This window comes from Rhodococcus sp. IEGM 1241, assembly GCF_033142365.1.
Taxonomy (GTDB): domain Bacteria; phylum Actinomycetota; class Actinomycetes; order Mycobacteriales; family Mycobacteriaceae; genus Rhodococcus_F; species Rhodococcus_F erythropolis.
Genome location: NZ_JAWLSE010000002.1, coordinates 798,460 through 820,619 on the forward strand (window position 1 = coordinate 798,460; position 22,160 = coordinate 820,619).

The following is a 22,160-nucleotide window of genomic DNA, read 5'->3' on the forward strand; positions in this document are numbered from 1 at the left end:
CATGTCAGCCCGCTCCAATTCGGACATTCGTTCAGCGTCGGAATTGAGGGCATGCATGATCTTTCGGAACTCGTTGCCAGCCGCTGTATCTCAGATGGGACCGCGAGACGCGGAGTTCGTCTACAACGAGTCCGGCGGACATCTGAGCCACATGGTCTGCGCCTGCTTCTTCGACACGACGGGCCATCCACTCGCAGAGATGACGCACGACGACGCGGTTCGGTGGATCACCGAAAGATTCGGGTACTGGCCACTGTTCACGAGTCGCCTCCAGCGAGTTCCGCTGGATCTGGACTATCCCTATTGGGTCCCGGCCGATTTCGACGTCGATGATCACGTGCACGTCCATCGTGCCCCTGTTGCCGGGTGGGCGCCGGTTCGTGAATTGCTCGGGCGCTCGCTCGGGGAGCCGATGGACCTGTCCCGGCCGCCCTGGGCGCTGCACGTCATGACCAGAGTGCACGGGATCGACGAGCTGCCGGGCAATCTGACGCTGATCATGCTCAAGACCCACCACGGGGCCGGTGACGGTCTGGCGATCCGCGATCTGACCAACCTTCTGTTCTCCGCTCTGCCGAAGCCGGAGACGAAGCGTGCCGGTTCGGGGCTTTCGTCGCTGGATTTGATCGGGCGCACGGTCGTCGGTTTGCCCGGCCAGGCGATCCGCTTCGACCGGGGTCTGTCCGTGACAAAGGTTGCGGCCGAGACGGTTCGGGAGGCAGAAGAGGCCGGAGAGCTACCTACGTACTCGGCCGACCGCTTACCGACCCGATTCAACGGCGTGCTGGGCGGAGACATCACGATCGATTTCCTGACTCTGGACGGCCTAGACATCAAGGCGATCCGAGCGGCCGTTCCGGGCGTGACGGTCAACGACATCTTCCTGACCGTCGTCGCCGGTGCTCTCGACGCATACCTGTCGGAGAAGGGCGAGAAATCGGCCAGTGGGTTGGCGGCGATGGTTCCCCGATCGATGCGGAAGATAGCCGAATGGGAATCGGCCAACCAACTGGCGCTGTTGACGGTCGATCTGCACACAGACGTCGAAGATCCGGTCGAGCGGCTGACACTGATCAGGGATTCGGCGCGGAGGGCCAAAGGGCGGAGTTCACACCCAGCCGTCCGTCGTTACGGCACACGCATCGAAACCTCGCCTGCGGCTCTGCTCAGACTCACCTGTCTCTCGCGTCGGCTCAACAAGCTGGACCCTTCGCACAAGGTCATTCAGAACACGACGATCAGCAATGTCCCGGTATCGGTCGACGGCAATGTCTTCGAAGGTGCGCCGGCGGTGGCAGTTCTCGGTGGGCAGGCGCCGGTCGACGGAGACATTCTGCGCCACTTCCTCATTGCCGCGCGTGGAGGTTCTCTGACGCTCAATGTCATCGTCTCGCGAGAGACGATGCCGGATATCGAGCACTACGTCGAATTGTTGCGGGTGGGGTTCACGACGCTTCTGCAGGCGGTTTCCGACCAAAATCGTGAGTTGGTCGAACGATAATCTCTCGACACCCTCAGCTTTACGCCGCCTGTCGTCCCCGAGTTTTCTGATCGGCGTCATTTGCTCGTCCCAAGCGAACCACTGAACATCTTGGTTGGGCAGCGTCAGTGGCCTGGCCGTCAAGGGTCTCGAGGCCCTCGCTGCGCTCAGCGGTGGAGAGTTGAAGGCCGCCAAGTAGATTGTCGATTTCGGGGCCTGCTCGTATCGGCGCGTAGGCCCCGAAATACCTTTTGTCGGCGCGTAATTCCAGCCATGTCAATTGCCGGAATTCTCACCCTAACGGCATGAGCATCCAGGCGGCGAGATATACCAAAGCCGCGGTTCCACCCGTGCAAATAGCGGCGATAACCGCGAGTAGACGGACAAGATTTACGTCGGCGCCGAAGTAATCTGCAATTCCGCCGCACACTCCGGCGAACATTTTCTTGTCGTTGGAACGGGTGAAGGGGCGAGGTGTGTTGCTTTCGAATGTCATGCTTCAATTCTGAAGCGAGATGGCGCCGCGCACCATCGGGGACGACCCCCATCTGCACCCTGATCTTTTGAGGCCGCCGTGTCATACCCCGGTAGTTCATCCCAGCTTCACCGAACAGTTGCTGCGGGAGACTAACTTGTCGGCGGTGACCGATTTAGCAGAACGCCGACCGTTCCTCAGCGCCTTCGCGGATCTCTCGACCGCCGTCGATCTGGCCGACACCGCCGCCTTCACCGTCGACGACAATGACGACGACGATCCGGTGCTGCTGACGTCGCCGGACGGTTTCGAGGTCGACACCTGGCGGGAGGGCTACCCGTACGACGCACGGATGCCTCGGGACGAGTACGAAATGTCCAAGCGTCTGCTGCAGATCGAACTCCTCAAGCTGCAGAACTGGTCGAAAGAAACCGGCGCACGGCACGCCATAGTGTTCGAAGGACGCGACGCCGCCGGCAAGGGCGGAACGATCAAACGATTCATGGAGCACCTCAATCCTCGCGGCGCACGGGTCGTCGCATTGGAGAAGCCGTCGGCTCGCGAGTCGACGCAGTGGTACTTCCAGCGCTATGTGCAGCACCTTCCCGCAGCCGGGGAACTGGTGATGTTCGATCGGTCTTGGTACAACCGGGCCGGGGTCGAGCGGGTCATGGGCTTCTGCACCGACGAGGAGCACGAGCGTTTTCTGCGCCAGGTGCCGTTGTTCGAGCAGATGCTCGTCGACGACGGCATCAGCTTGATCAAGTTCTGGTTCTCGGTTTCACCGCTGGAGCAGCGCACGCGGTTCGCGATCAGACAGGTCGATCCCGTTCGGCAGTGGAAGCTTTCGCCGATGGACATCGCTTCTCTGGACAAGTGGGATGCGTACACGGCGGCGAAGGAAGAGATGATTCGGTTCACCGATACCGACACCGCTCCGTGGACCGTCATCAAGAGCAATGACAAGAAACGCGCGCGGATTAACGCGATGCGTCACGTGCTCAGTCAGTTCGATTACGACAACAAGGATTACGAGATCGTGGGTACTCCGGATCCGCTGATCGTGGGAAGCCTCGAATAGTCGGCGCGTGTGCTCTGCCCATCCGCGGCGTGGGTGGTTAGTGTGAGTTGAATGGAGACCGTACCGATCCAACTCCCCGACGGCACCGTGACCCCGATCCGTCTGTTTCCCGGACCGAACGACGACGCACCCGTGGTGGTGATGTTGCCCGGGCTCGGAGTTCCCGCCGGGTTCTACGATCCGGTGGCGCAGGCCCTGGTCGAAGCCGGCTTCAATGCGGCCATCGGTGAACTGCGTGGCCAAGGTGACAGCAAACCGCGCCCGAGCGCGTCGAGTGTTTTCGGATATCAGGAACTGGTCTCGATCGATTGTCCGGCGACGTTCGAGGTGGTGCGTGAGCGGTTTCCGGCCAGCACACCATTTCTGATGGGGCACAGCATGGGCGGCCAGATCGGGGTCATGTACGCGTCCAGGATTCGGGGCCGGCTCGGCGGACTGATCCTGGTTGCCTCCGGATCGCCGTATCACCGCGGATTCCCCGGAATCCGTGCGCCCGGACTCTATCTGGGTTCGTCCGCGATGTCGGTGACAGCCAACATTGCCGGCTTCTGGCCTGGAGACCGGGTCAACGTCGGCGGCTTCGGTCGACAGTCGAAAGTACTGATCACCGATTGGGCCCGGTTCGCCAGGACCGGTCGCATGGAACCCGTCGGTGCGGATATCGACTACGAGGAGCGGATCGCTCGCCTGACCTTGCCGGTTCTGTCGATCACGATCGAAGGGGACGATCTCGCTCCACGCCGGTCGGCAAAGAACCTGGTGGACAAGCTCTCCGGGGCCCAAGTGACGATGACGCACATCGACGAACCACTCGGTCACAACGGTTGGATACGCAATCCCACCGCTGTGAGCGAGCGCGTCGTCGCGTGGTTGCGCGACCGCTGAAAGATCAGCCGAGCTTCTGCCAGAGGAACTCGTAGGTCAGCGCGGTCTTGAAGGCCAGCTGAGCATTGTCCGCGGCGCCGCCGTGGCCACCCTCGATGTTCTCGAAATACAGCACCGGCTTTCCCAGCTCTTCCAGCCGTGCGGCCATCTTGCGGGCATGTGCGGGGTGGACGCGGTCGTCGCGGGTGGACGTCGCGATCAGGATCGGTGGGTACGACGCGGCGGCGTCGATGTTCTGATACGGCGAGTACTCCGAGATGAATGCCCACTCCTCCGGGACATCGGGGTCACCGTATTCGGCCATCCACGAAGCGCCGGCCAGCAGGAGATGGAATCGCCGCATGTCCAACAGCGGAACCTGGCAGACGATGGCGCCGAAGAGCTCGGGGTACTTGGTCAGCATGATGCCCATCAGCAGGCCGCCGTTGCTTCCGCCCTGAGCTGCCAGAAGATCCGGGGTCGTGATTCCGCGATCGACGAGGTCCCTCGCGACGGCAGCAAAGTCTTCGTGCACCTTGTGGCGCCCGGCCTTGAGAACCTGTGTGTGCCAACCGGGTCCGTACTCGCCGCCACCACGAATGTTCGCAACCACGTAGGTGCCGCCCTGCGTCAGCCAGGCACGGCCCAGAGAACCGCTGTACGACGGCGTCAGCGAGATCTCGAATCCGCCGTACCCGTAGAGCAGGGTGGGGCCGGGCTCGTTACGCGGACTGCGCACCACGAAGTACGGAACTTGGGTGCCGTCGGCAGAGGTGGCGAAGAACTGCTCTGTGGTGATGCCCTCGGCATCGAAGAACGAGGGAGCCTGCTTGAGGGCAGTGGGTTCGGTTTCGCCGATCACGCCGTGCAAAAGAGTTGCAGGGGAGGTGTATCCACTCGAGTTGACGAAGTATTCATTGCTGACATCGGGGTCGGTGTCGAGAATTTCGATACTGGTCAGTTCTGGGAGCCCTTCGAAAGGCCGGTCCTCCCAGCCGTTTTCGCCCGGTGTCAGGATGCGCAGCGTGGTGCGGACGTCGGTGAGTACCACGAGAATCAGATGATCGCGTGTCCAGGTGTAGTGCTCGAGTGAGGAATGTGCGTCGGGTTCGAAGATCGATGTCAGTGCTCGTGAGCCGGCAAGGAAATCGTCGTAACGGATGGCAAGCAGTGCGCCGGTCGGATATTCGGTGTCCTCGACGGCCCACACGGACTTGGTGCGGATCAACAACCACTCGTGGTGAATCGAGATCCCGGCGTCCTCGGGGACGTCCACGAGCACCAGTTCACCGTCGGGGCGAACTTCGAAATGCTGAGAGTTGTAGAAATCGACCGAGCGAGTGACGAAGTCTCGTTCGAACCCGGGCGTCGGATCGTGCGAAGCCGAGATGGCCACGTCCGTGGCCTGGCCCTCGTAGACGGTCTCGGCGCTGGAGAGGGGAGTGCCGCGCTTCCACCGCTGGGCCAGACGGGGATATCCGGAATCGGTGAGCGACCCTGGTCCGATATCCGTTCCGACGTAGACGGTATCGATGTCGATCCAGTCGATGTCGGTCTTGGCCTCGGGAAGGTAGAAGCCGGGGTTCTCGCCCTCGGGAGCGAGGAACTCGCGCTTGTCGATGTCGAACTCGCGAACGACCGCCGCGTCTGCCCCGCCGCGGGAGAGGCTGATCAATGCACGGTTGCGGTGTGGCCGTAGAAGTTGCGTGCCCTTCCAGACCCAGTTCTCGCCCTCGGCCTCGGCCAGGGCGTCGAGGTCGACGAGGACGTCCCATTCCGGGTCGTCGGTGACGTACTGATCGAACGTCGTGCGTCGCCACAATCCGCGAACGTGGGTGCTGTCGCGCCAGAAGTTGTAGAGGAACTCACCTCGACGGCGGACGTAGGGGATTCGCGCGTCGGTATCGAGGATCTCGCGCACGTCGCTCTGCAGTCGATCGAAGCGCTCGTTGTCGGTGAGCTGCTCCTCGGTCACGGCATTGTGCTGACGGACCCAATCGAGTGCAGACTCACCGGTCACGTCTTCGAGCCAGAGGTAGGGGTCGTCGCCGGTGGTGGGCTGCTGATCGGAAGTCATACGTCCATTCTTACTGCTCGCTCCCGACAGCACTCGACCCCGCTCCCGAAACACTGGAGCGGGGTCGAGTGAGAACGAATCGGGTCAGACGCCCAGGGAGTGAGCGAGCATCGGCCAGGAGTTGTGGAGATCGTCCTGCCAGTAGCCCCACGAGTGGGTGCCGGTCGGCTTGAAGTCGAAGGTGGCCGGGATCTTCAGATCGCTCAGGCGGTAGGCGAGGTTGTGGGTGCAGTAGTTGACCGCTGCCTCGATGACGCCGCCGACGATCGCCTGGTTGGCGAGCGCACCGACCTGACCGTTGATCGCGGGGTTGGCGAGAGTGTCGTGTGGGCCGGGGAGTCCCGAGCCGGTGGAGACGTAGAGCTCGGTGCCGCGGAGCTTCTCGGCGTTGAGGACCGGATCGTTGTCCTTCCAGCCCTGACCGTCGAGCGGGCCCCACATGTTGGTGATGTCAGCTCCGCCGCGGGTACCTGTGACAAGTTCGATCGCACTCTGACCGACGGGGGTGCTGGTCTCAGCGCATCCGCTGTACGCGCCGACGCCCTTGTAGAGGCCGGGAGCTGCGATGGCGAGGTTGAGGACCGAGGTCGCGGTCATGGAGATCGCGGAGATCGACTGGACCTTGTTGGTATTGAACTCGGCGTCGATGACGGGCGGGAGTTCCTTGGTCAGGAACGTCTGCCACTTCTGGCGACCGAGAACCGGATCGTCGTTCACCCAGTCGGTGTAGTAGCTGAATGCGCCTTCGAGCGGGGTGACGACGTTGACGTTCTTGTCCTGGAAGAAGTTCATGACGTCGGTCTTGCGTTGCCAGGTCGCCGAGTCTTCGCCGCCGCCTGCACCGTTGAGCAGGTAGAGCGTCGGGCGGGGTTCGCTGTTGTCTGCGGGGAGGATGACCTCGAGCGGGATGTTGCGATCCATCGCCGGGGAGAAGACCGAGATGGTGACCTTGCGGTCGCCGGTCTTGGTGTTGCTCACGACGTGCGATCCGGACGTGTCACCGCCTGCAGAAGCTGTCGCCGGACTGATCAGCATCGGCAGCACCGTGGCCACTGCGAGAGCTGCGATCACACTGCCACGCTTGAAAATTCGAGCACGCATACGTTCGGATCCTCCACCTGAATGTCTTCGGATCCGGAACGGATCGAAGTGCCTGTGAGCCCTTACTGGAACAGGTTCACTTTTTGTTATGTGTCAGTAAAGCAGAGCGGCGCAGAAAGTGACGCGATTCGATTGCCTGACAATTGAATTGGCCCCGGAATTAACCCCCGAATCGGCCCAGACAAGCACTCGACCCCGCTCCCGGAAGTGCAGGGAGCGGGGTCGAGTCGGAACGATTTCGGTCAGATGCCCATCGAACGAGCGAGCATCGGCCAGGAGTTGTGGAGATCGTCTTCCCAGTAGCCCCACGAGTGGGTGCCGGTCGGCTTGAAGTCGAAGGTGGCCGGGATCTTGAGATCGTTGAGGCGGTAGGCGAGGTTGTGGGTGCAGTAGTTGACTGCTGCCTCGATGACGCCGCCGACGATCACCTGGTTGGCGAGTGTGCCGACCTGTCCGTTGATCGCCTCGTTGTTCAGGGTGTCGTGCGGGCCGGGGAGTCCGGAGCCGGTGGAGATGAAGAGCTCGGTGCCGCGGAGCTTCTCGGCGTTGACGACGGGGTCGTTGTCGATCCAGCCCTGGCCGTCGAGGGGGCCCCACATGTTGGTCACGTCAGCGTCGCCGCGCATGCCCACAACCAGTTCGATGGAGGACTGGCCGACCGGTGTGCTGGTCTCGGCGCATCCGCTGTATGCACCGACGCCCTTGTAGAGGCCCGGAGCTGCGATGGCGAGGTTGAGGACCGAGGTCGCGGTCATCGAGATCGCGGAGATCGACTGGACGCCGTTGGTGTTGAACTCGGCGTCGATGACGGGCGGGAGTTCCTGGGTCAGGAACGTCTGCCACTTCTGACGGCCGAGGGACGGGTCGTCGTTCACCCAGTCGGTGTAGTAGCTGAATGCACCTTCGAGCGGGGTGACGACGTTGACGTTCTTGTCAGCGAAGAACTCGTTGACGTCGGTCTGACGCTGCCACGTCGCCCGGTCTTCGCCGCCGCCTGCACCGTTGAGCAGGTAGAGCGTCGGGCGGGGTTCGCTGCCGTCTGCCGGGAGGATGACCTCGAGCGGAATATCGCGTTCCATGGAAGGGGAGTACACCTTGATGGTGGCGATGCGCCCGTTGTCCGTGCGGCTCGAGAGCTTGGAACCCGTTGTGTTTGCCTTGGCAACAGTTGCCGTGGTGGTCGACGGATCTCCGCCTGCGGACGATACTGCAGGGCTGATCAGCATCGGCAGCACGGATACTGCGGCTACAGCGGCGACCAGACGGCCACGCTTGAAAGTGCGAGCACGCATACGTTCAGAAACCTCCACCTAAAATTTCTTCGAATCCGCCCAGGAGTGAACGGTCCTTTGTTGCTGTTCCCGTGCGGGAATTCATGCTGGGTACATGCTCTGTCGATAGGTACAGGGCGTGTGAGTCTTGTAAGTTCTACCGCATCGGTGCGTTATCCGCCAGTGAACCAGAGATTTGCTGAACGTACGACCAGTTTCAGGTGAATTTCCCTGATCATCGACGGGATTAGTGAGTGAACCGGACATATCCACTATGGGAACAACATTGTTGCCTACCTCTGCAGTCGAACGCGTCTGTCGAAGATCTTCTCCGATATCAGCGCCCAGCGGGGAGTTACGTTTCGGTGAACGTCGGTTACTCGCCGCAGACTCGCGCGGACTCGACGGCAATCGCCAAGAGTTTCGCGTGGCAGGCGCGGGTCGAGTTCCCGGAGATCACCCCTGTCTTCACCGTCGACGGCGTCGTCGAGATTCAGGAGTCCGGCGGAATCGCCCTGGCCTTTGACCTGGAGGACTCGAATCCGCTGGAGGGAGACCTGGCCAACGTCTCGTACTTCTACAATCTCGGAGTCCGCTCGATGTTGCCGACGTATAACTACATGAACGCTGCCGGCTGCGGCTGCTTGGACCTGGCGGACACGGGGTTGAGTGGATACGGCCGTGACCTGGTTGCCGAGATGAATCGCGTCGGAATGACAGTCGACGGATCACATTGTTCGGTACAGACGGGGTTGGACATCTCAGCTATCACCCAGCGAGCAATGATCTACAGCCACTCGAACCTCCGAAGGTTGTGGGAGCATCCGCGCAACATCACCGATGATCAGGCCAGAGCGTGTGCGGAGACCGGCGGCGTCATCGGGATCAACGGCGTGGGCATATTCCTCGGCGTCAACGGACCGGATGACGACCAGGCTCGGCTGTCCGCGATGGCCGACCACATCGAAGAGGCTGTGGGACTCGTCGGCATCGATCATGTCGGGATCGGCTCCGACTTCTCCTTCGACGCCGACGACTTCCGCGAAGAGATCGAGCAGAACCCGTCGTCGTTCTCCGAGGCGTACACCGCGTGGGGGCCACTGCAGTGGACTCCTCCGGAGGACGTGCTGACACTTGATCAGGTATTGCGTGAGCGGGGCTTCGACGAGCCGTCGATCGAGGCCGTGTACGGCGGAAATTTCGCCCGAGTTGCCCGAGAAGTGTGGGCTACCGACGGGTAATGCGACCATCTGGGGACAGCGAAACGATGCAGGACTACCCTGGTGAATCGTGACCTCACACTATGACGTCGTTGTCCTCGGAGCCGGCCCCGGTGGGTACGTCGCTGCTATCCGCGCGGCACAACTGGGCCTGAGCACCGCCATCATCGAGCAGAAGTACTGGGGCGGTGTATGCCTGAATGTCGGCTGCATTCCGTCCAAGGCGCTTCTCCGTAACGCCGAACTCGCGCACATCTTCACGAAAGAAGCGAAGACGTTCGGCATGTCCGGAGACGTGTCCTTCGATTTCGGCTCCGCTTTCGATCGCAGCCGCAAGGTCGCGGACGGGCGAGTCAAGGGCATTCACTTCTTGATGAAGAAGAACAAGATCCCGGAGTACGACGGCAAGGGCACGTTCGTCGACGCCAACACCATCAGCGTGGAGCTGAGCAAGGGTGGCACCGAGACGATCACGTTCGACAACGCGATCATCGCGACGGGTTCGTACACCAAGCTGCTGCCCGGCACCTCGCTGAGCGAGAACGTCGTGACCTACGAAGAGCAGATCCTCACCCGTGACCTTCCGGGTTCGATCCTCATCGTCGGTGCCGGCGCGATCGGCATGGAGTTCGGTTACGTCCTCAAGAACTACGGCGTCGACGTCACGATCGTCGAGTTCCTCGATCGGGCACTGCCCAACGAGGACGCCGACGTCTCGAAGGAAATCGCCAAGCAATACAAGAAGCTCGGCGTCACCATCAAGACCGGTGCCGCTGTGCAGTCCATCAGCGACGACGGCAGCAAGGTCACCGTCTCGATCAAGGACAACAAGTCCGGCGAGATCGAGACCGTGGTCGTCGACAAGGTTCTGCAGTCCGTCGGCTTCGCACCGCGTGTGGAGGGCTTCGGTCTCGAGAACACCGGTGTCGCGTTGACCGATCGCGGCGCCATCGCGATCGACGACTACATGCGCACCAACGTCCCGCACATCTTCGCCATCGGTGACGTCACCGCCAAGCTGCAGCTCGCGCACGTCGCAGAAGCTCAGGCTGTCGTCGCTGCCGAGACCATCGGCGGCGCGGAGACGCAGACACTCGGTGACTACCGGATGATGCCGCGTGCGACGTTCTGCCAGCCGCAGGTCGCCTCGTTCGGTTTGACCGAGGAGCAGGCCAAGGCCGAGGGCTACGACGTCAAGGTCGCGAACTTCCCGTTCGCCGCCAACGGCAAGGCACACGGTCTCGGTGACCCGACCGGTTTCGTCAAGCTGATCGCCGACAAGAAGTACGGCGAACTGCTCGGCGGGCACCTCATCGGACCGGACGTTTCGGAACTGCTGCCCGAGCTGACCTTGGCCCAGAAGTGGGACCTCACGGTCAACGAGTTGGCACGCAACGTCCACACCCACCCCACACTCAGTGAGGCACTGCAAGAAGCGATCCACGGCCTCGCCGGCCACATGATCAACTTCTGACGGCAGGGCCTTCGGCCCCGTGCGCCTTTTCGGTAGTTCGCACTACCGGAAAGACGCACGGGGTTTTTCGTCTTTTGTGTCGAGTTGTGTTGCGAAACCGCCATCTGAGGCCTTCGAGTCGGGGTGTAGGCGCGCAACGCATTAGCGTCCCGAGTCGACCATCCGGCTTTCGAAGGACCACTCATGAAAACTCGTTCCGTACTGCTCGCGGCTTGCGTCGCGCTGACGCTCTCCGCCTGTGGAACCTCAGGTGACTCCGGATCGGACACCGAAGCTTCGGGTGCCGCCGAGGCGGGGGCGTTCCCCGTGACCGTCGACCACGCCTACGGTTCGACGACGATCGACGCGGAGCCTATGCGCATCGTGACCATCGGATGGAGTGGCCAGGATGCGGTGATCGCACTGAACAAGGTTCCGGTCGCCATGGAGAGCTTCTCCGGCGACGGCATCGAGAACAACATCCTGCCCTGGGACGCTTCGCGTCTGAACGGTGCCAAGCCCGTTCTCATGACGACCAATCCCGATATCCCGTTCGAGCAGATCCTCGGGCTCGATCCCGACGTGATCCTCGCCGTCTACTCCGGCATCGACGAGGGCGAGTACAAGCGCCTCAGTGACATCGCGCCGACCGTCGCGTTCCCCGACCAGCCGTGGGATACGGCGTGGGACAAGCAGATGAGCATGATCGGTGCAGCGCTCGGACAGCCGGAGCAGGCTCAGACGCTGATCGACGAGACCGGGGCGTACTTCGAGAAGCAGGCCGCTGATCACCCACAGTTCCAGGGCAAAACCGCGACGTATGCAATGCGCACCGACGAGGGCCTGATCGTCTTCTGCGGCACCGACCCGCGGATCCGTCTTCTCGGCCAGCTCGGGGTGAAGACCTCGCCCGGTGTCGACGCAGTGTGCACTTCCGGCGACAGTTCGGTGTCCGTGGGCATGGAATCCATCGACACACTCGACGCCGACGTCTTCATTCTCGTCGACGCCGACGGCACCAACCTGGACAAGCTGATGTCCTTCGGTCCGTTCGCGAACATGACCTCGGTGTCGAACGGCCGTCTGGTTCGTCTGGTCGGAATGGACTACGCGATGGCTACGTCCGCTCCGACGGTGCTGAGCGTTCCCTACGCATTCGACGAGTTCATCGCTCAGCTTTCGGACAAGTTGAGCTGATTCCGAGCGTCGTACGACGCTTGTGACGCAACGATTTTCGGCACCTGCGATTCGAGTAGTTCGATCAGGGCCGTGATCTTTGCGGCGACGTCGGCGCCGAGTTCGGTCAGGCTGTATTCCACTTTGGGCGGGATGGTTTCGAGTACCTCACGGTGCACGAGGCCATCCCGCTCGAGTGTTTGCAGGGTCTGCGAGAGCATGCGCTCGCTGACTCCGTCGACGCGTCGGCGCAGGGCACTGAACCGGTACGGACCCTCGTTCAGTGCTGCCAGCGCGAGTGCGCCCCAGCGTCCGGTTGCATTCTGCAATGCCGCCCGAGAGTTGCACCCGCGAGCGAAGACGTCAGCCTCGAGCGTCGGGTCCACGACGTCGGCATTCGGATCAGGAGTCTGGGCAGCACATGAAGGTGAGTCGGTGCTGGTCATGAACCCAGGCTACTACTGCACGATCCCATAGCGCTAACTCGAAGTGTTGCACTTACGAAAAATAAGTGCATGATGGTTGCAGAACGCATTTACGCTTCAACCTGGATCGGGAGTTCGCATGAGCATTGCAGTCACCGGCGCAACCGGAAACCTCGGACAACTGGTAGTCGAGTCGTTGATCGGGCGGGGAACCGCCGCGTCCGACATCGTCGCAGTCGTCCGCAATCCACAGAAGGCGGAAAGCCTCGCCGCGCGCGGAGTAGTTGTACGTCAAGCGGACTATGCGGATGCCTCGGCGTTGGAAACCGCATTGGCGGGCGTCGACAAGCTGGTGCTGATCTCGGGAAGTGAAGTGGGGTCACGGCTCGCGCAACACACCAACATCATCGACGCGGCGAAGGCTGCCGGCGTCGGATTCATCGCCTACACGAGCATCTTGAATGCTCAGGACACGCCGATGAAGCTTGCTGCCGAGCACAAGGCGACCGAGGACGTGCTCACTCGGAGCGGTATTCCGTTCGCGCTGTTGCGCAACGGTTGGTACTGGGAGAACTTCACCAACGACCTGGCCGGTGTGATCGAACGCGGCGCACTGGTCGGTGCGGGAGCGGAAGGCAAGATCGCGGCTGCGGCGCGTGCGGATTACGCCGACGCCGCAGCAGTAGTCGCGACCACCGATGGTCACGAAGGCGCAGTGTACGAGTTGGGCGGTGACGAGAGGCTCACCTACGCCGAATTGGCCGAGAAGATCAGCGAATTTGCAGGCAAGCCTGTCGCGTACCAATTCGTGAGCGAGGACGCATACAAGGGGATTCTCGAGAGCGTCGGCCTGCCTGCCCCGGTCGCAGAGATTCTCGCGGATTCCGATGCTGCAATTGCCAAGGGGGCGTTGGACACCGAGTCTGGTGACCTGCAGAAGTTGATCGGCCGCAGCAGCGCTCCGGTGGCTGAGGTGTTGAGGAAGGCCTGACCTGCTGTGCGCCTTTATTAACCGCGGGCGGTTAATAAAGGCGCACAGGGGGTTATCCCATGTGGACTGCACCCTCGGCGGGCAGATCACCCTTCTTGGCGCGGACCAGAACCAGCACTACCGGTGCGATGATCGCCAACAGGATTGCCGCCCAACCGAATGCGGCCGAGTATCCGGATACCTCGGCGCCGAAGAAGTAGTCCGTCATCGAGGCGACGAAGTCCTGCACCGGCTGGGGGAGTAGCGCCAATTGGTCCCCGGTCGGGATGGTCGCATTCGACATGTCGACAGGAATGCCTTCCGGCGGGATCGGCGCCGCGTTGTCGGCGGTGAAGGCCGACTTGGCCGAAGCGTAGATCGTGGTGAACAGTGCGGTTCCGAGTGCGCCGCCGATCTGCAGGGTGGCGTTGACCAGGGCACTGGCAGCGCCGGCGTCGTGGTCGGGAACGCCGATCAGTGCGAGGTTCTGCATCGGCACCATCAGTAGACCGAGTCCGAAGCCGAAGATCGCGAGGCCGGGGAACACGTGCGTCCAGTAGGAGCTGTGTACCTCGATCTGGGTCAGCATGAGCAGTCCTACTGCTGCCACCAGCGGGCCGGCGACCATGAGCGGCTTGGGGCCGATCTTGGTGGACAACTGCGCTGCGATGGTCGACGCCAAGACGATGAAGAATGCCATCGGCAGCGATCCGACGCCGGCCATGACCGGGCTGAATCCGAGCACGATCTGCAGGTAGAACGTCAGGTACAACGTGCCGCCGAGCAGGGCGGCGCCCACCAGCATGGAGCCGATCAGAGCAGCGCCGCGATCACGATGCCACGGAACGCTCAGCGGTAGAAGCGGATTCTTGCTGCGGCTCTCGACGACCACGAAGATCGCGAGGAAGACCAGACCCAGTGCGATGAACAGCAAAGTGTCCGCCTGACCCCAGCCGTGCTCGGCGCGTGTGAATCCGTAGACCAGTGAGCCGAGCCCCAGGGCGATGAGGACAGCGCCGGGAAGGTCGTAGCTCGTGTCGCCGTGCGCTTTGGTTTCCTTGACGATCGGGACGGCTGCAGCGATGGCGATCAGCGCGATCGGGATGTTGACGAGCAGGCACCAGCGCCAGTCGACGTACTGCGTCAGCACTCCACCGAGGAGCAGGCCGATGGCAGCGCCACCGCCGGAGATCGCGCCGTAGACGGCAAAAGCCTTGGCGCGCTCCTTCTCTCCGATGAAGGTGGTGGTGAGCATCGACAGCGCAGCGGGCGCGAGCAATGCTGCGAAGACGCCCTGGCCGGCGCGGGCGATGAACAGTTCGATACCGCTCTGCGCGATGCCGCCGATGCCGGAGGCAACCGCGAAGCCCGCCATGCCGACGATGAAGGATCGCTTTCGGCCCCAGTAGTCGGCGATACGTCCGCCGAGGAGCAGCAGCGCACCGAACGCCAAGGCGTACGACGTGACCACCCACGCGCGGTCAAGGTCGCTGATGCCCAGTTCCTCCTGGGCTGCCGGTAGGGCGATGGAGACGATGGTGCCGTCGAGCACCACCATGAGTTGAGCGAACGCGACGATGCAGAGCACCAGCCAGCGACGTTGATGATTCGGATTCTCGGAGACAGCCGGGATCGGTGGCAGAGTGCCGCCGTCGACGTGGGACGTGGTGGTCATTGGAAAAAGGTATTCCAGCCTTCTCAGGTGAGTCAAACGAAATAGTTCGTTCGGTTACCATCATCACTATGGCTCCCACTGACGTGACCGCGACGAAACAGCGAATCCTCGACGCTGCGCAAGAAGAATTCGGTACCTACGGGCTTGCCGGTGCGCGCATCGATCGGATTGCGAAGAACGGAAACGCCAGTAAGGAGCGCCTCTACGCCTATTTCGGTGACAAGGTCGCGTTGTTCCACGCGGTGCTCGACGTCGACTTCGAGCAGGCGATGGAGTCTGTCGAGTTCACCGGTGAAGACATGCCCGCGCATGCCGTCGAACTGTTCGACGCAATGCTCGCCAAACCACAGATTCAACGGATGATGATCTGGGGTCAATTGCAGGGTGAGGCACCACGGATGAAGAAGCTGGCCGAGGAACATTCCAGCTGGGTTCCGCGAATGGCCACGATCCGCAAGGCTCAAGAAGACGGCCTCATCTCGAAGCACTGGGATCCCCAGGACCTGATCACGATGCTGTTCGGCCTCGTGTTCGGTTGGGTCGTGGCCCCCGGTGTGGCCGACAACCAGAACGTCGACGCCGACGAGATCGCGCGCCGCCGTGAAGTGGTGCGCGAGGCCGTCACTCGAATCTGCAAGCCGTGACTGTCAGCGAGAGAGGTACGCGGCCCAACCGCCGTAGCCGGTGATGTCAGCTGCGCCGTTTACGGCGTCATGAGTGCAGCTGAAACCGACTGTCGTTCTGCCGTCCGATAACTCGACGCTGGTGAGCGCCATCGGCGCGGGCAAGGCGGCGAGAAACGTTCCCAGGCCAGCCGGTGAGATCCGGAAGATCTCGCCGACGACCGGTGCGCCGAGTCCAGGGCCACGGCGTACCAGGCCGGGCTTCGGTGGCGTCGTGTCGAGAGCGAAGAGCCGGTAGGCATCCGAGGTCGTGACGGTTTCGACGTACCGCGCGCCGAGGTCGACCAACTGTGTGTTGAGGGGTTGCCCGCGCAGGTGAGCGCCGAATACTGCGAGGTCGATTCCGGTATTGACGAGGGTGGGTGAAGGCACATCACCGAGTCGTGCGGCGAGGTCGATGGCGATCTGGTCGTCGAAAGCGGGTACGACGAACATGACGCCGAACGGGTGATCTTCGGCAGTGCGGTGTCCGGGCGCCGCGACGGCCGCCATGTCGAGCAGGTTGCAGAAGTTGGTGAAAGTTCCCATCCGGCGGTTGATTCCGAATGGATCCTCGGTCACGGCAGCGATGGTCGGATGTTCGGTGGTGGTGGGAAGCAGTAGGGCGTCGAACCCTGCGAGGAGTTCCCGGGCGGCAGCCTTGGCGTGGGTGAGAGCGTCGAGATCGTCGACTAGCTGGTATCCGGTGGGGTGCTTCGCGCCGAGCACGATGTCGGACACCGCGGGATCTGCTCCGGCAGGACGAGTTTCGAGGAACTCGCCGGCAGCGGCGTACCGCTGCGCCACCACGGCGCCGTCGTAGAGCAATCGGGCCGCGTCGAGCAGCCCGGAGATGTCGACGGTCTCGGTCTCGGCGCCGCCGGCTACCAGAGCTGTCACAGTGTCCTGAAATGCTGCCAGATACGACGGGCTAAGTTGAGCGAGATCCTCGATTCGGGGGACCGCGACGCGGGGATTCGGCGCCGCCGCGAGACGAACGTCGGAAGGCCAGACGCGGCTGCGGGGATCTCGAGGTTCGTGGCCGACCATGATTGCCGCTGCCGCGGTTGCCGATTCGAGGTCGCCGGCGAACACCGTCAGAGCGTCGTAGTCGATGCAGGCGGGCACTACTCCGTGGACGGGAATGACGCCGAGCGAGAGCTTGAGTCCGTAGATCCCGTGAAATGCCGCCGGTACCCGGCCGGAACCGGCAGTGTCGGTGCCGATTCCGATATCAGCAATCCCCAGTGCCACGGCGACGGCGGATCCGGAGCTACTACCGCCCGAGATCAACTTCTCGTCCCAGGCGCAGCGAACGGCTCCGTACGGACTACGCGTTCCGACCAGTCCGGTGGCGAACTGGTCCAGATTGGTCTTCCCCAGAACAACAGCTCCGTGCTCGATCAACCGCGCAACGGCACTGGCAGTTTCGTCCGGCGCATAAGCGAATTCGGGGCACGCCGCTGTGGTCGGCAGACCGGCGACGTCGACGTTGTCCTTGACGGCGACCAGGCGCCCAGCCAGGGGAAGGTGCTCGCCTGCGGCGAGTCTGGCTTCGGCCGAGGCGGCATCGGCAAGCACATCTTCCTTGCGGCGCAACGTGATCCAGATTTCGGGGCGATCTACTTCCTCGATCCGCTGGAATGCCTGCTCGACCCGGGCTGTCGGGGTGAAAACTTCTGCTGCGATGGTCATGGTGTGTACTGCTCCGATCAGTCCGTGATGTTGGCGAGTGAGAGCGCGGTGATCGCGCGGGTCACCCGGTCGAGGACGACGTCGAGAGACTCGCCGATGTGCTGGTGCAAAAGCGTGCGGGCCTCGGGCAGATTGCCGGCACGTAGTTCTTCGAGGATTCGAATGTGCTCCGCGATCGAGGTGTCGATGCGGCCGTTGACCATGAAGTCGTACATCCGAACGTGCCGGATACGGGAATTCACCGACAGCAGCGACGCGACCAGTTCATTGTTTCCCGACGCCCTCAGTACGGCGACGTGGAATTCCTCGTCCAGTTCGACGAACCCCGGTTCCTGAGCGGGCGGATCGAGAGCCAGGGCACGCCACCGCACCAACTCGTCGTCGAGGATTGTTCGGTCGTGCCGGATCGTCGGATCTGCGATCGCCCGGGTAATTCCTTGTAGTTCCAGAGTGATTCGGAGTTCGTACAGATCTCGGATCCGCGGGATGCTCGGGCGCACGGCGGAGAACCCGTATTCTTCCCGGCGCAGGAGTCCATCGGCGCACAGCATCGTCAACGCTTCCCGTACTGGTGTGCGAGAAATGCCGAAACGCGTGGAGAGTTTCGGTTCCGTCAGGCGTTGATCGAACCCGATAGTCCCGTTGACCAGTTCGGTGCGTAGTTCCCGGTAGACCACCTCACGCAGTGGCTCCGGCGCCGTATTCATCCCTGTCGACATACCTGTATACGCTATTGATCAGGTGTTTCGTCCAGATGTCTTCGGGTAAGAGCTGAGTTACGGCCGCCGCGGAACTTCAGGAGAAGTCGCGCTGAACCCGCAAGGTTCCGATCGTGGTGGCCAGGCCGTCGTACTGAGTGACCAGCAAGGTGAATTCGATCAACCGACGATCGTCGAGATGCTGCGAGAGCGTTCCCCACGTGTTGTCGGTGATGTCCTTGGTGGTGACCAACTCGTCGACCGCAGTCAAGATCGCACGGTGACGCGGACTCAACTCGGAAGCGCCAGGGCCCTCGATGATTCGGGCCAGTTCTTCTGCGTCGATTCCGGCTTTGCGGCCGAGCCTGATGTGGTGATCCATCTCGTAACCGCAGTCCCGCAGGTGCGCGACCCGCAGGATGATCAGTTCGGTGTCGTGGCGAGAGATCTTGCCGCCGGGCATGAGTGAGCCGGAGTAGTGCAGCCAACCGCGGAAGAGTCCACCCGTGCGCCCCAAGGTGCTGAACAGATGCGCATCGGGTGCTCCGGCAGCCTTCGACAGGACACGCCAGATTCCCCAGTTGATCGGACCGAGATCTTTGAATCGGCCGGGCGGGATGCGGGGGTTCATGCGACTCCACGGATGTGAGAGGGACGGAGGTCGATAGCTCGTTGCGCGATGTGGCGAACCGCAGCGCTGCGGCGGGGCGCGTGTACGCGTGACTTCCGGCCGACGATACCGCGCTCGAACGCGTCGACGGCGTCAGCGACGGTCGTGGTGCCGGCGCTGGCGAGGGTTCCGCGAGCGCCGTCGAAAGAGAGTGCGGTGGTATCGGTGTCGATGTCTCCGATATACGCGACGCCCACCTTGGTACCAAGGTGTTTCATTTCCAGGCGCAACGCGTCGCCCAACGCTTCGACACCGGCGCGCGAAGCACCGAACGGTCCGCGGAACGGGTGCTTCGCCGCGCCGTGGGCCGAGGCGACCACCAGGGCGTAACCATCTTCGTGACTGATGTGGGGACCCGCTGCGCGCAGGGTGTAGTACGTGCCCATGAGGTTGACTTCGACTGCGCGACGCATGTCTTCGACGTCTCCGTCGAGGATCGACGAGTTCGCCTCGACGCCGGCATTGGCCACGACGACGTCGATGCCTCCCAACTTCTCAGCGATGTAGTCGACGCCGCGAGATACCTGCTCGGGGTCGGCGACATCGCACAACTGCCAGGGTGCGCGGCCGCAGGAAGTGGCGACTTGCTCGAGAAGTTCCGGCTCGAGGCCGAGCAGTCCCACGGACGCACCACGGTCGTACAGGCGTCTGGCCAGCGAAGAACCGATATTGCGGGCAGCGCCGGTGATCAGGATGCGCCGACCCGTCAGATCGTCGCCACTGCTCTTGGCCGATTCGGCCTTGCCCGCCTCGCTCTTGCCCATGTGCTGTGTCCCTACGCAGTTACCTTCTGGTCCTCCGACGCTAACACCGCCGGGTAGCTGCGACTGCAAGTACCGCCAACTCCGTCCGAACGGGTGTTCAGACCGATGCGGCTTCGAGACGCGGATGTGGCGTGGAAGCCTGGGGCGACCGCAATCGACGGAATCGGACCACGGCAACGACGGCGGCAACAGCGGCGAGGATCACCAACGGCAGTGCCGGACCCATCGTGGGCTCGATGACAACCAGTAGCACCGGCAGTCCGAATCCGAGATAGGTGCCGACGTAGAAGATCCCGGTCAAAGCGCCCCGCGAGGCCGGGGGAGCCAGCGACTCGAGGTCGAGCAGTCCCTCACGTAGACACAGTCCGTAGGCCGTACCGAGGACGAGCGCGCAGACGATGAACAACCCGAGCGCGGGGTGCGCGCCGCCGACTGCGACCAGGCAGTATCCGAGTGCCGCCAGTGCGGCGCCGACCGTGCCGGCCTGAGGACCCCAATTGCGATGGCGCGCAGCGGTTTGAACCAGGATTCCAGCACCCAGAGTCAGCGCCGCGGCGAAACCCGGAAGGAGAGGACCTGAGTAGCGGTCGCCGAGCCTGGCCGTCATGGTCACGAAAGACACTGTTGCGCTGGCGAACACCCATGGCGCCAACGGAAGTGCCCAGAGCAGTGCGACCTTCACACCGGTTCCCGACCGCTCTGCGCGGTCGGGAATTTGTGTGAACATCGCAGCTTTGGTGGGAGCAGGAGTACGACTCCACACAGCTGCCGCGGCAACCGAACCCACCGACAAGACGGCCGAGACGACAAAGGGCGTAGCGAGTGGGAAGGCGGCAAATTGTGCCAACAGACCCGAAAACAGTGGTCCCAGTGCAAAACCCGAGGTGAGTGCGACACCCGCCATCACGGTTCCGGACTTGCCGCGAAGGTCAGCCGCCCACGCGGTACCGGCGCCGATTGCCAGACCGGCACCGATACCGACTACGAGGCGCCCGACCATGAGCCCGGGCGCGTCGTGCCAGAGAAGAAGAATCAAGGTTCCGAGCGAGGCTATGAGTGCTCCGGGAAGGACGACTACAGCTCGGCCGACGCGGTCCGACACTGCTCCACCGGTCAACAGGCCGGGTAGGAGTCCGAGCGCATAGATACCGAAAACACCGTCGAGCACGGTATGCGAAAGGCCCTCGTCCACCCGGAGAACCGGGATGAGCGAAGCAAAGTGGTTGGCGGCCCAACCCGTCGAAAGTAGTACGGCCAGTACCGAGATGAACCCGCGACGGGATGGATCGCCCATACCGGCAGCTTAGGCGGGCACCAGATCGCTCACGTCGGCGAGGAGTTCAAACGTGCGCAACCATGCCTCGCGGTTGGTGCCGGTCGACACCGTGATCAGCTCGTCGGCCTGCGCATGCTCGGTGAATTCGTCGAGGTACGCACGCACCTCGGCGGGCGTGCCGATGGCGCTGTACTTGGTCATTTGCAGAACCTGCTGACCGGCGGGGGAGTCGAGCAGCATGTCCGCTTCGTCGTCCGTGAATTTGCGTCCACGCCCGAGAAGAAGACTGACGCGCGAACGCTTGGCCGCGAGGAAGTCCTGCTGAGCCTGCTCATGGGTGTCGGCGGCGATGACGTTGACGCCGGCGATGACGTACGGCTCCGCCAACTGCTCCGACGGCTTGAACTCGCGTCGGTAGATTGCGACGGCGTCGCGCAGGGCGTTGGGGGCGAAGTGCGAGGCAAATGCATACGGCAGGCCGAGCATCGCGGCGAGCTTGGCGCCGAACAGTGACGATCCGAGAATGTAGAGCGGAACGTGAGTGCCCTTACCGGGAACGGCATTGATTCCGGGGACGCGCGAGGTGTCGCCGAGGTAGCCCTGAAGCTCGAGTACGTCCTGCGGGAAGCTGTCCGAAGAACTCGGGTCGCGTCGCAAAGCCTGCATCGTCTTCTGATCACTACCGGGCGCGCGGCCGAGACCGAGATCGATTCGACCGGGGTGCAAAGTCTCGAGGGTGCCGAACTGCTCGGCGATCGTCAGCGGTGCGTGGTTGGGCAGCATGATTCCACCGGCGCCGAGGCGGATTTTGCTGGTGTTCGCGGCGACGTGGCTGATCAGAACGCTGGTTGCCGAAGACGCGATGGAACCCATGTTGTGGTGCTCGGCGTACCAGATTCGCTTGTAGCCCCACTCCTCGGCACGCTGCGCCAAGGTCACGCTGGCGTCGAAGCTGTCTTTGGCGGTTTCGTCGTCCCCGATGTGGGCGAGGTCGAGGATGGAAAGTGGTACGGCCATGGAGGTGGAGCCTTTCTCAGCGAATAGAACGCAAGCGTCGTTGTGAGGTGCAACCGCTGTGAGTCCATTCCTATTTCCGAGAGCCTTCCCACGCTGAGCAAGTGCGATTT

Annotated in this window: 20 protein-coding genes; 8 read left to right on the forward strand and 12 right to left on the reverse strand. The window is 62.6% G+C overall.

What is annotated here, in order from left to right:
- Nucleotides 1–55: 55 nt before the first annotated feature.
- Complete coding sequence (locus tag R4P70_RS13415) at nucleotides 56–1,501, forward strand: wax ester/triacylglycerol synthase domain-containing protein (protein ID WP_317830921.1); 1,446 nt, start codon at nucleotides 56–58, stop codon at nucleotides 1,499–1,501.
- 271 nt (nucleotides 1,502–1,772) lie between these two features.
- Here R4P70_RS13415 and R4P70_RS13420 read toward each other — a convergent pair whose 3' ends face one another.
- Nucleotides 1,773–1,976 (reverse strand): PspC domain-containing protein, encoded by a 204-nt coding sequence (locus tag R4P70_RS13420; RefSeq protein ID WP_003941534.1) that lies wholly within the window; start codon nucleotides 1,974–1,976, stop codon nucleotides 1,773–1,775.
- A gap of 145 nt (nucleotides 1,977–2,121) precedes the next feature.
- Between R4P70_RS13420 and ppk2 the strand changes: the two genes are divergently transcribed.
- Both ppk2 and R4P70_RS13430 read left to right on the forward strand, forming a co-directional pair.
- Nucleotides 2,122–3,036 (forward strand): polyphosphate kinase 2, encoded by a 915-nt coding sequence (gene ppk2 / locus R4P70_RS13425; protein WP_024487730.1) that lies wholly within the window; start codon nucleotides 2,122–2,124, stop codon nucleotides 3,034–3,036.
- Between the two features lie 51 nt (nucleotides 3,037–3,087).
- Nucleotides 3,088–3,921, forward strand: coding sequence for an alpha/beta fold hydrolase (locus R4P70_RS13430; protein ID WP_020906717.1), 834 nt, complete (start codon nucleotides 3,088–3,090; stop codon nucleotides 3,919–3,921).
- Nucleotides 3,922–3,925: 4 nt separating this feature from the next.
- Here R4P70_RS13430 and R4P70_RS13435 read toward each other — a convergent pair whose 3' ends face one another.
- The 3 genes from R4P70_RS13435 to R4P70_RS13445 all read right to left on the reverse strand — a co-directional run bounded on the left by R4P70_RS13435 (nucleotide 3,926) and on the right by R4P70_RS13445 (nucleotide 8,370).
- Nucleotides 3,926–5,977: a prolyl oligopeptidase family serine peptidase gene (locus tag R4P70_RS13435; RefSeq protein WP_029254801.1), complete on the reverse strand. Its 2,052-nt coding sequence runs from the start codon at nucleotides 5,975–5,977 to the stop codon at nucleotides 3,926–3,928.
- Between the two features lie 84 nt (nucleotides 5,978–6,061).
- Complete coding sequence (locus R4P70_RS13440) at nucleotides 6,062–7,078, reverse strand: alpha/beta hydrolase (protein WP_007733734.1); 1,017 nt, start codon at nucleotides 7,076–7,078, stop codon at nucleotides 6,062–6,064.
- 242 nt (nucleotides 7,079–7,320) lie between these two features.
- Nucleotides 7,321–8,370 carry an alpha/beta hydrolase gene (locus R4P70_RS13445; protein ID WP_007733735.1) on the reverse strand — a complete coding sequence of 350 codons (1,050 nt, stop codon included), beginning with the start codon at nucleotides 8,368–8,370 and terminating at the stop codon, nucleotides 7,321–7,323.
- 233 nt (nucleotides 8,371–8,603) lie between these two features.
- On the opposite strand from R4P70_RS13445, the gene R4P70_RS13450 reads away from it, so the two are divergent.
- The 3 genes from R4P70_RS13450 (at nucleotide 8,604) to R4P70_RS13460 (ending at nucleotide 12,219) form a co-directional block, all read left to right on the forward strand.
- On the forward strand, nucleotides 8,604–9,590 hold the full coding sequence (locus R4P70_RS13450) for a dipeptidase (RefSeq protein WP_030537958.1): 987 nt from the start codon (nucleotides 8,604–8,606) through the stop codon (nucleotides 9,588–9,590).
- A gap of 49 nt (nucleotides 9,591–9,639) precedes the next feature.
- Nucleotides 9,640–11,043 carry a dihydrolipoyl dehydrogenase gene (gene lpdA, locus R4P70_RS13455; RefSeq protein ID WP_003941477.1) on the forward strand — a complete coding sequence of 468 codons (1,404 nt, stop codon included), beginning with the start codon at nucleotides 9,640–9,642 and terminating at the stop codon, nucleotides 11,041–11,043.
- A 183-nt stretch (nucleotides 11,044–11,226) separates the two neighbouring features.
- Complete coding sequence (locus R4P70_RS13460; protein WP_019744462.1) at nucleotides 11,227–12,219, forward strand: iron-siderophore ABC transporter substrate-binding protein; 993 nt, start codon at nucleotides 11,227–11,229, stop codon at nucleotides 12,217–12,219.
- On the opposite strand, the gene R4P70_RS13465 is transcribed toward R4P70_RS13460, so the two are convergent.
- On the reverse strand, nucleotides 12,195–12,644 hold the full coding sequence (locus R4P70_RS13465; protein WP_020906720.1) for a winged helix-turn-helix transcriptional regulator: 450 nt from the start codon (nucleotides 12,642–12,644) through the stop codon (nucleotides 12,195–12,197). The genes R4P70_RS13460 and R4P70_RS13465 overlap by 25 nt on opposite strands.
- A gap of 118 nt (nucleotides 12,645–12,762) precedes the next feature.
- On the opposite strand from R4P70_RS13465, the gene R4P70_RS13470 reads away from it, so the two are divergent.
- Nucleotides 12,763–13,614 (forward strand): SDR family oxidoreductase, encoded by an 852-nt coding sequence (locus R4P70_RS13470; protein WP_211917904.1) that lies wholly within the window; start codon nucleotides 12,763–12,765, stop codon nucleotides 13,612–13,614.
- A 52-nt stretch (nucleotides 13,615–13,666) separates the two neighbouring features.
- Here the strand turns inward: R4P70_RS13470 and R4P70_RS13475 are convergent, their stop codons facing one another.
- The gene (locus R4P70_RS13475) at nucleotides 13,667–15,268 is read right to left on the reverse strand and encodes an MFS transporter (protein ID WP_003941517.1); all 1,602 of its coding nucleotides are present in this window, start codon (nucleotides 15,266–15,268) and stop codon (nucleotides 13,667–13,669) included.
- 68 nt (nucleotides 15,269–15,336) lie between these two features.
- Between R4P70_RS13475 and R4P70_RS13480 the strand changes: the two genes are divergently transcribed.
- On the forward strand, nucleotides 15,337–15,912 hold the full coding sequence (locus tag R4P70_RS13480; RefSeq protein ID WP_019744460.1) for a TetR family transcriptional regulator: 576 nt from the start codon (nucleotides 15,337–15,339) through the stop codon (nucleotides 15,910–15,912).
- 3 nt (nucleotides 15,913–15,915) lie between these two features.
- On the opposite strand, the gene atzF is transcribed toward R4P70_RS13480, so the two are convergent.
- The 6 genes from atzF to R4P70_RS13510 all read right to left on the reverse strand — a co-directional run bounded on the left by atzF (nucleotide 15,916) and on the right by R4P70_RS13510 (nucleotide 22,050).
- Nucleotides 15,916–17,625 carry an allophanate hydrolase gene (gene atzF, locus R4P70_RS13485; protein ID WP_317830924.1) on the reverse strand — a complete coding sequence of 570 codons (1,710 nt, stop codon included), beginning with the start codon at nucleotides 17,623–17,625 and terminating at the stop codon, nucleotides 15,916–15,918.
- Nucleotides 17,626–17,642: 17 nt separating this feature from the next.
- Nucleotides 17,643–18,344, reverse strand: coding sequence for a GntR family transcriptional regulator (locus R4P70_RS13490; protein ID WP_019744458.1), 702 nt, complete (start codon nucleotides 18,342–18,344; stop codon nucleotides 17,643–17,645).
- Between the two features lie 76 nt (nucleotides 18,345–18,420).
- A complete protein-coding gene (locus R4P70_RS13495) occupies nucleotides 18,421–18,954 on the reverse strand; it encodes a carboxymuconolactone decarboxylase family protein (RefSeq protein ID WP_019744457.1) in 534 nt (177 codons plus the stop codon).
- Nucleotides 18,951–19,757 (reverse strand): SDR family NAD(P)-dependent oxidoreductase, encoded by an 807-nt coding sequence (locus R4P70_RS13500; protein ID WP_069146196.1) that lies wholly within the window; start codon nucleotides 19,755–19,757, stop codon nucleotides 18,951–18,953. The genes R4P70_RS13495 and R4P70_RS13500 overlap by 4 nt, the downstream gene beginning before the upstream one ends.
- 97 nt (nucleotides 19,758–19,854) lie before the next feature.
- Nucleotides 19,855–21,051: an MFS transporter gene (locus R4P70_RS13505; protein ID WP_317830925.1), complete on the reverse strand. Its 1,197-nt coding sequence runs from the start codon at nucleotides 21,049–21,051 to the stop codon at nucleotides 19,855–19,857.
- A gap of 9 nt (nucleotides 21,052–21,060) precedes the next feature.
- Nucleotides 21,061–22,050 carry an LLM class flavin-dependent oxidoreductase gene (locus R4P70_RS13510; RefSeq protein WP_020906723.1) on the reverse strand — a complete coding sequence of 330 codons (990 nt, stop codon included), beginning with the start codon at nucleotides 22,048–22,050 and terminating at the stop codon, nucleotides 21,061–21,063.
- Between the last annotated feature and the right edge of the window lie 110 nt (nucleotides 22,051–22,160).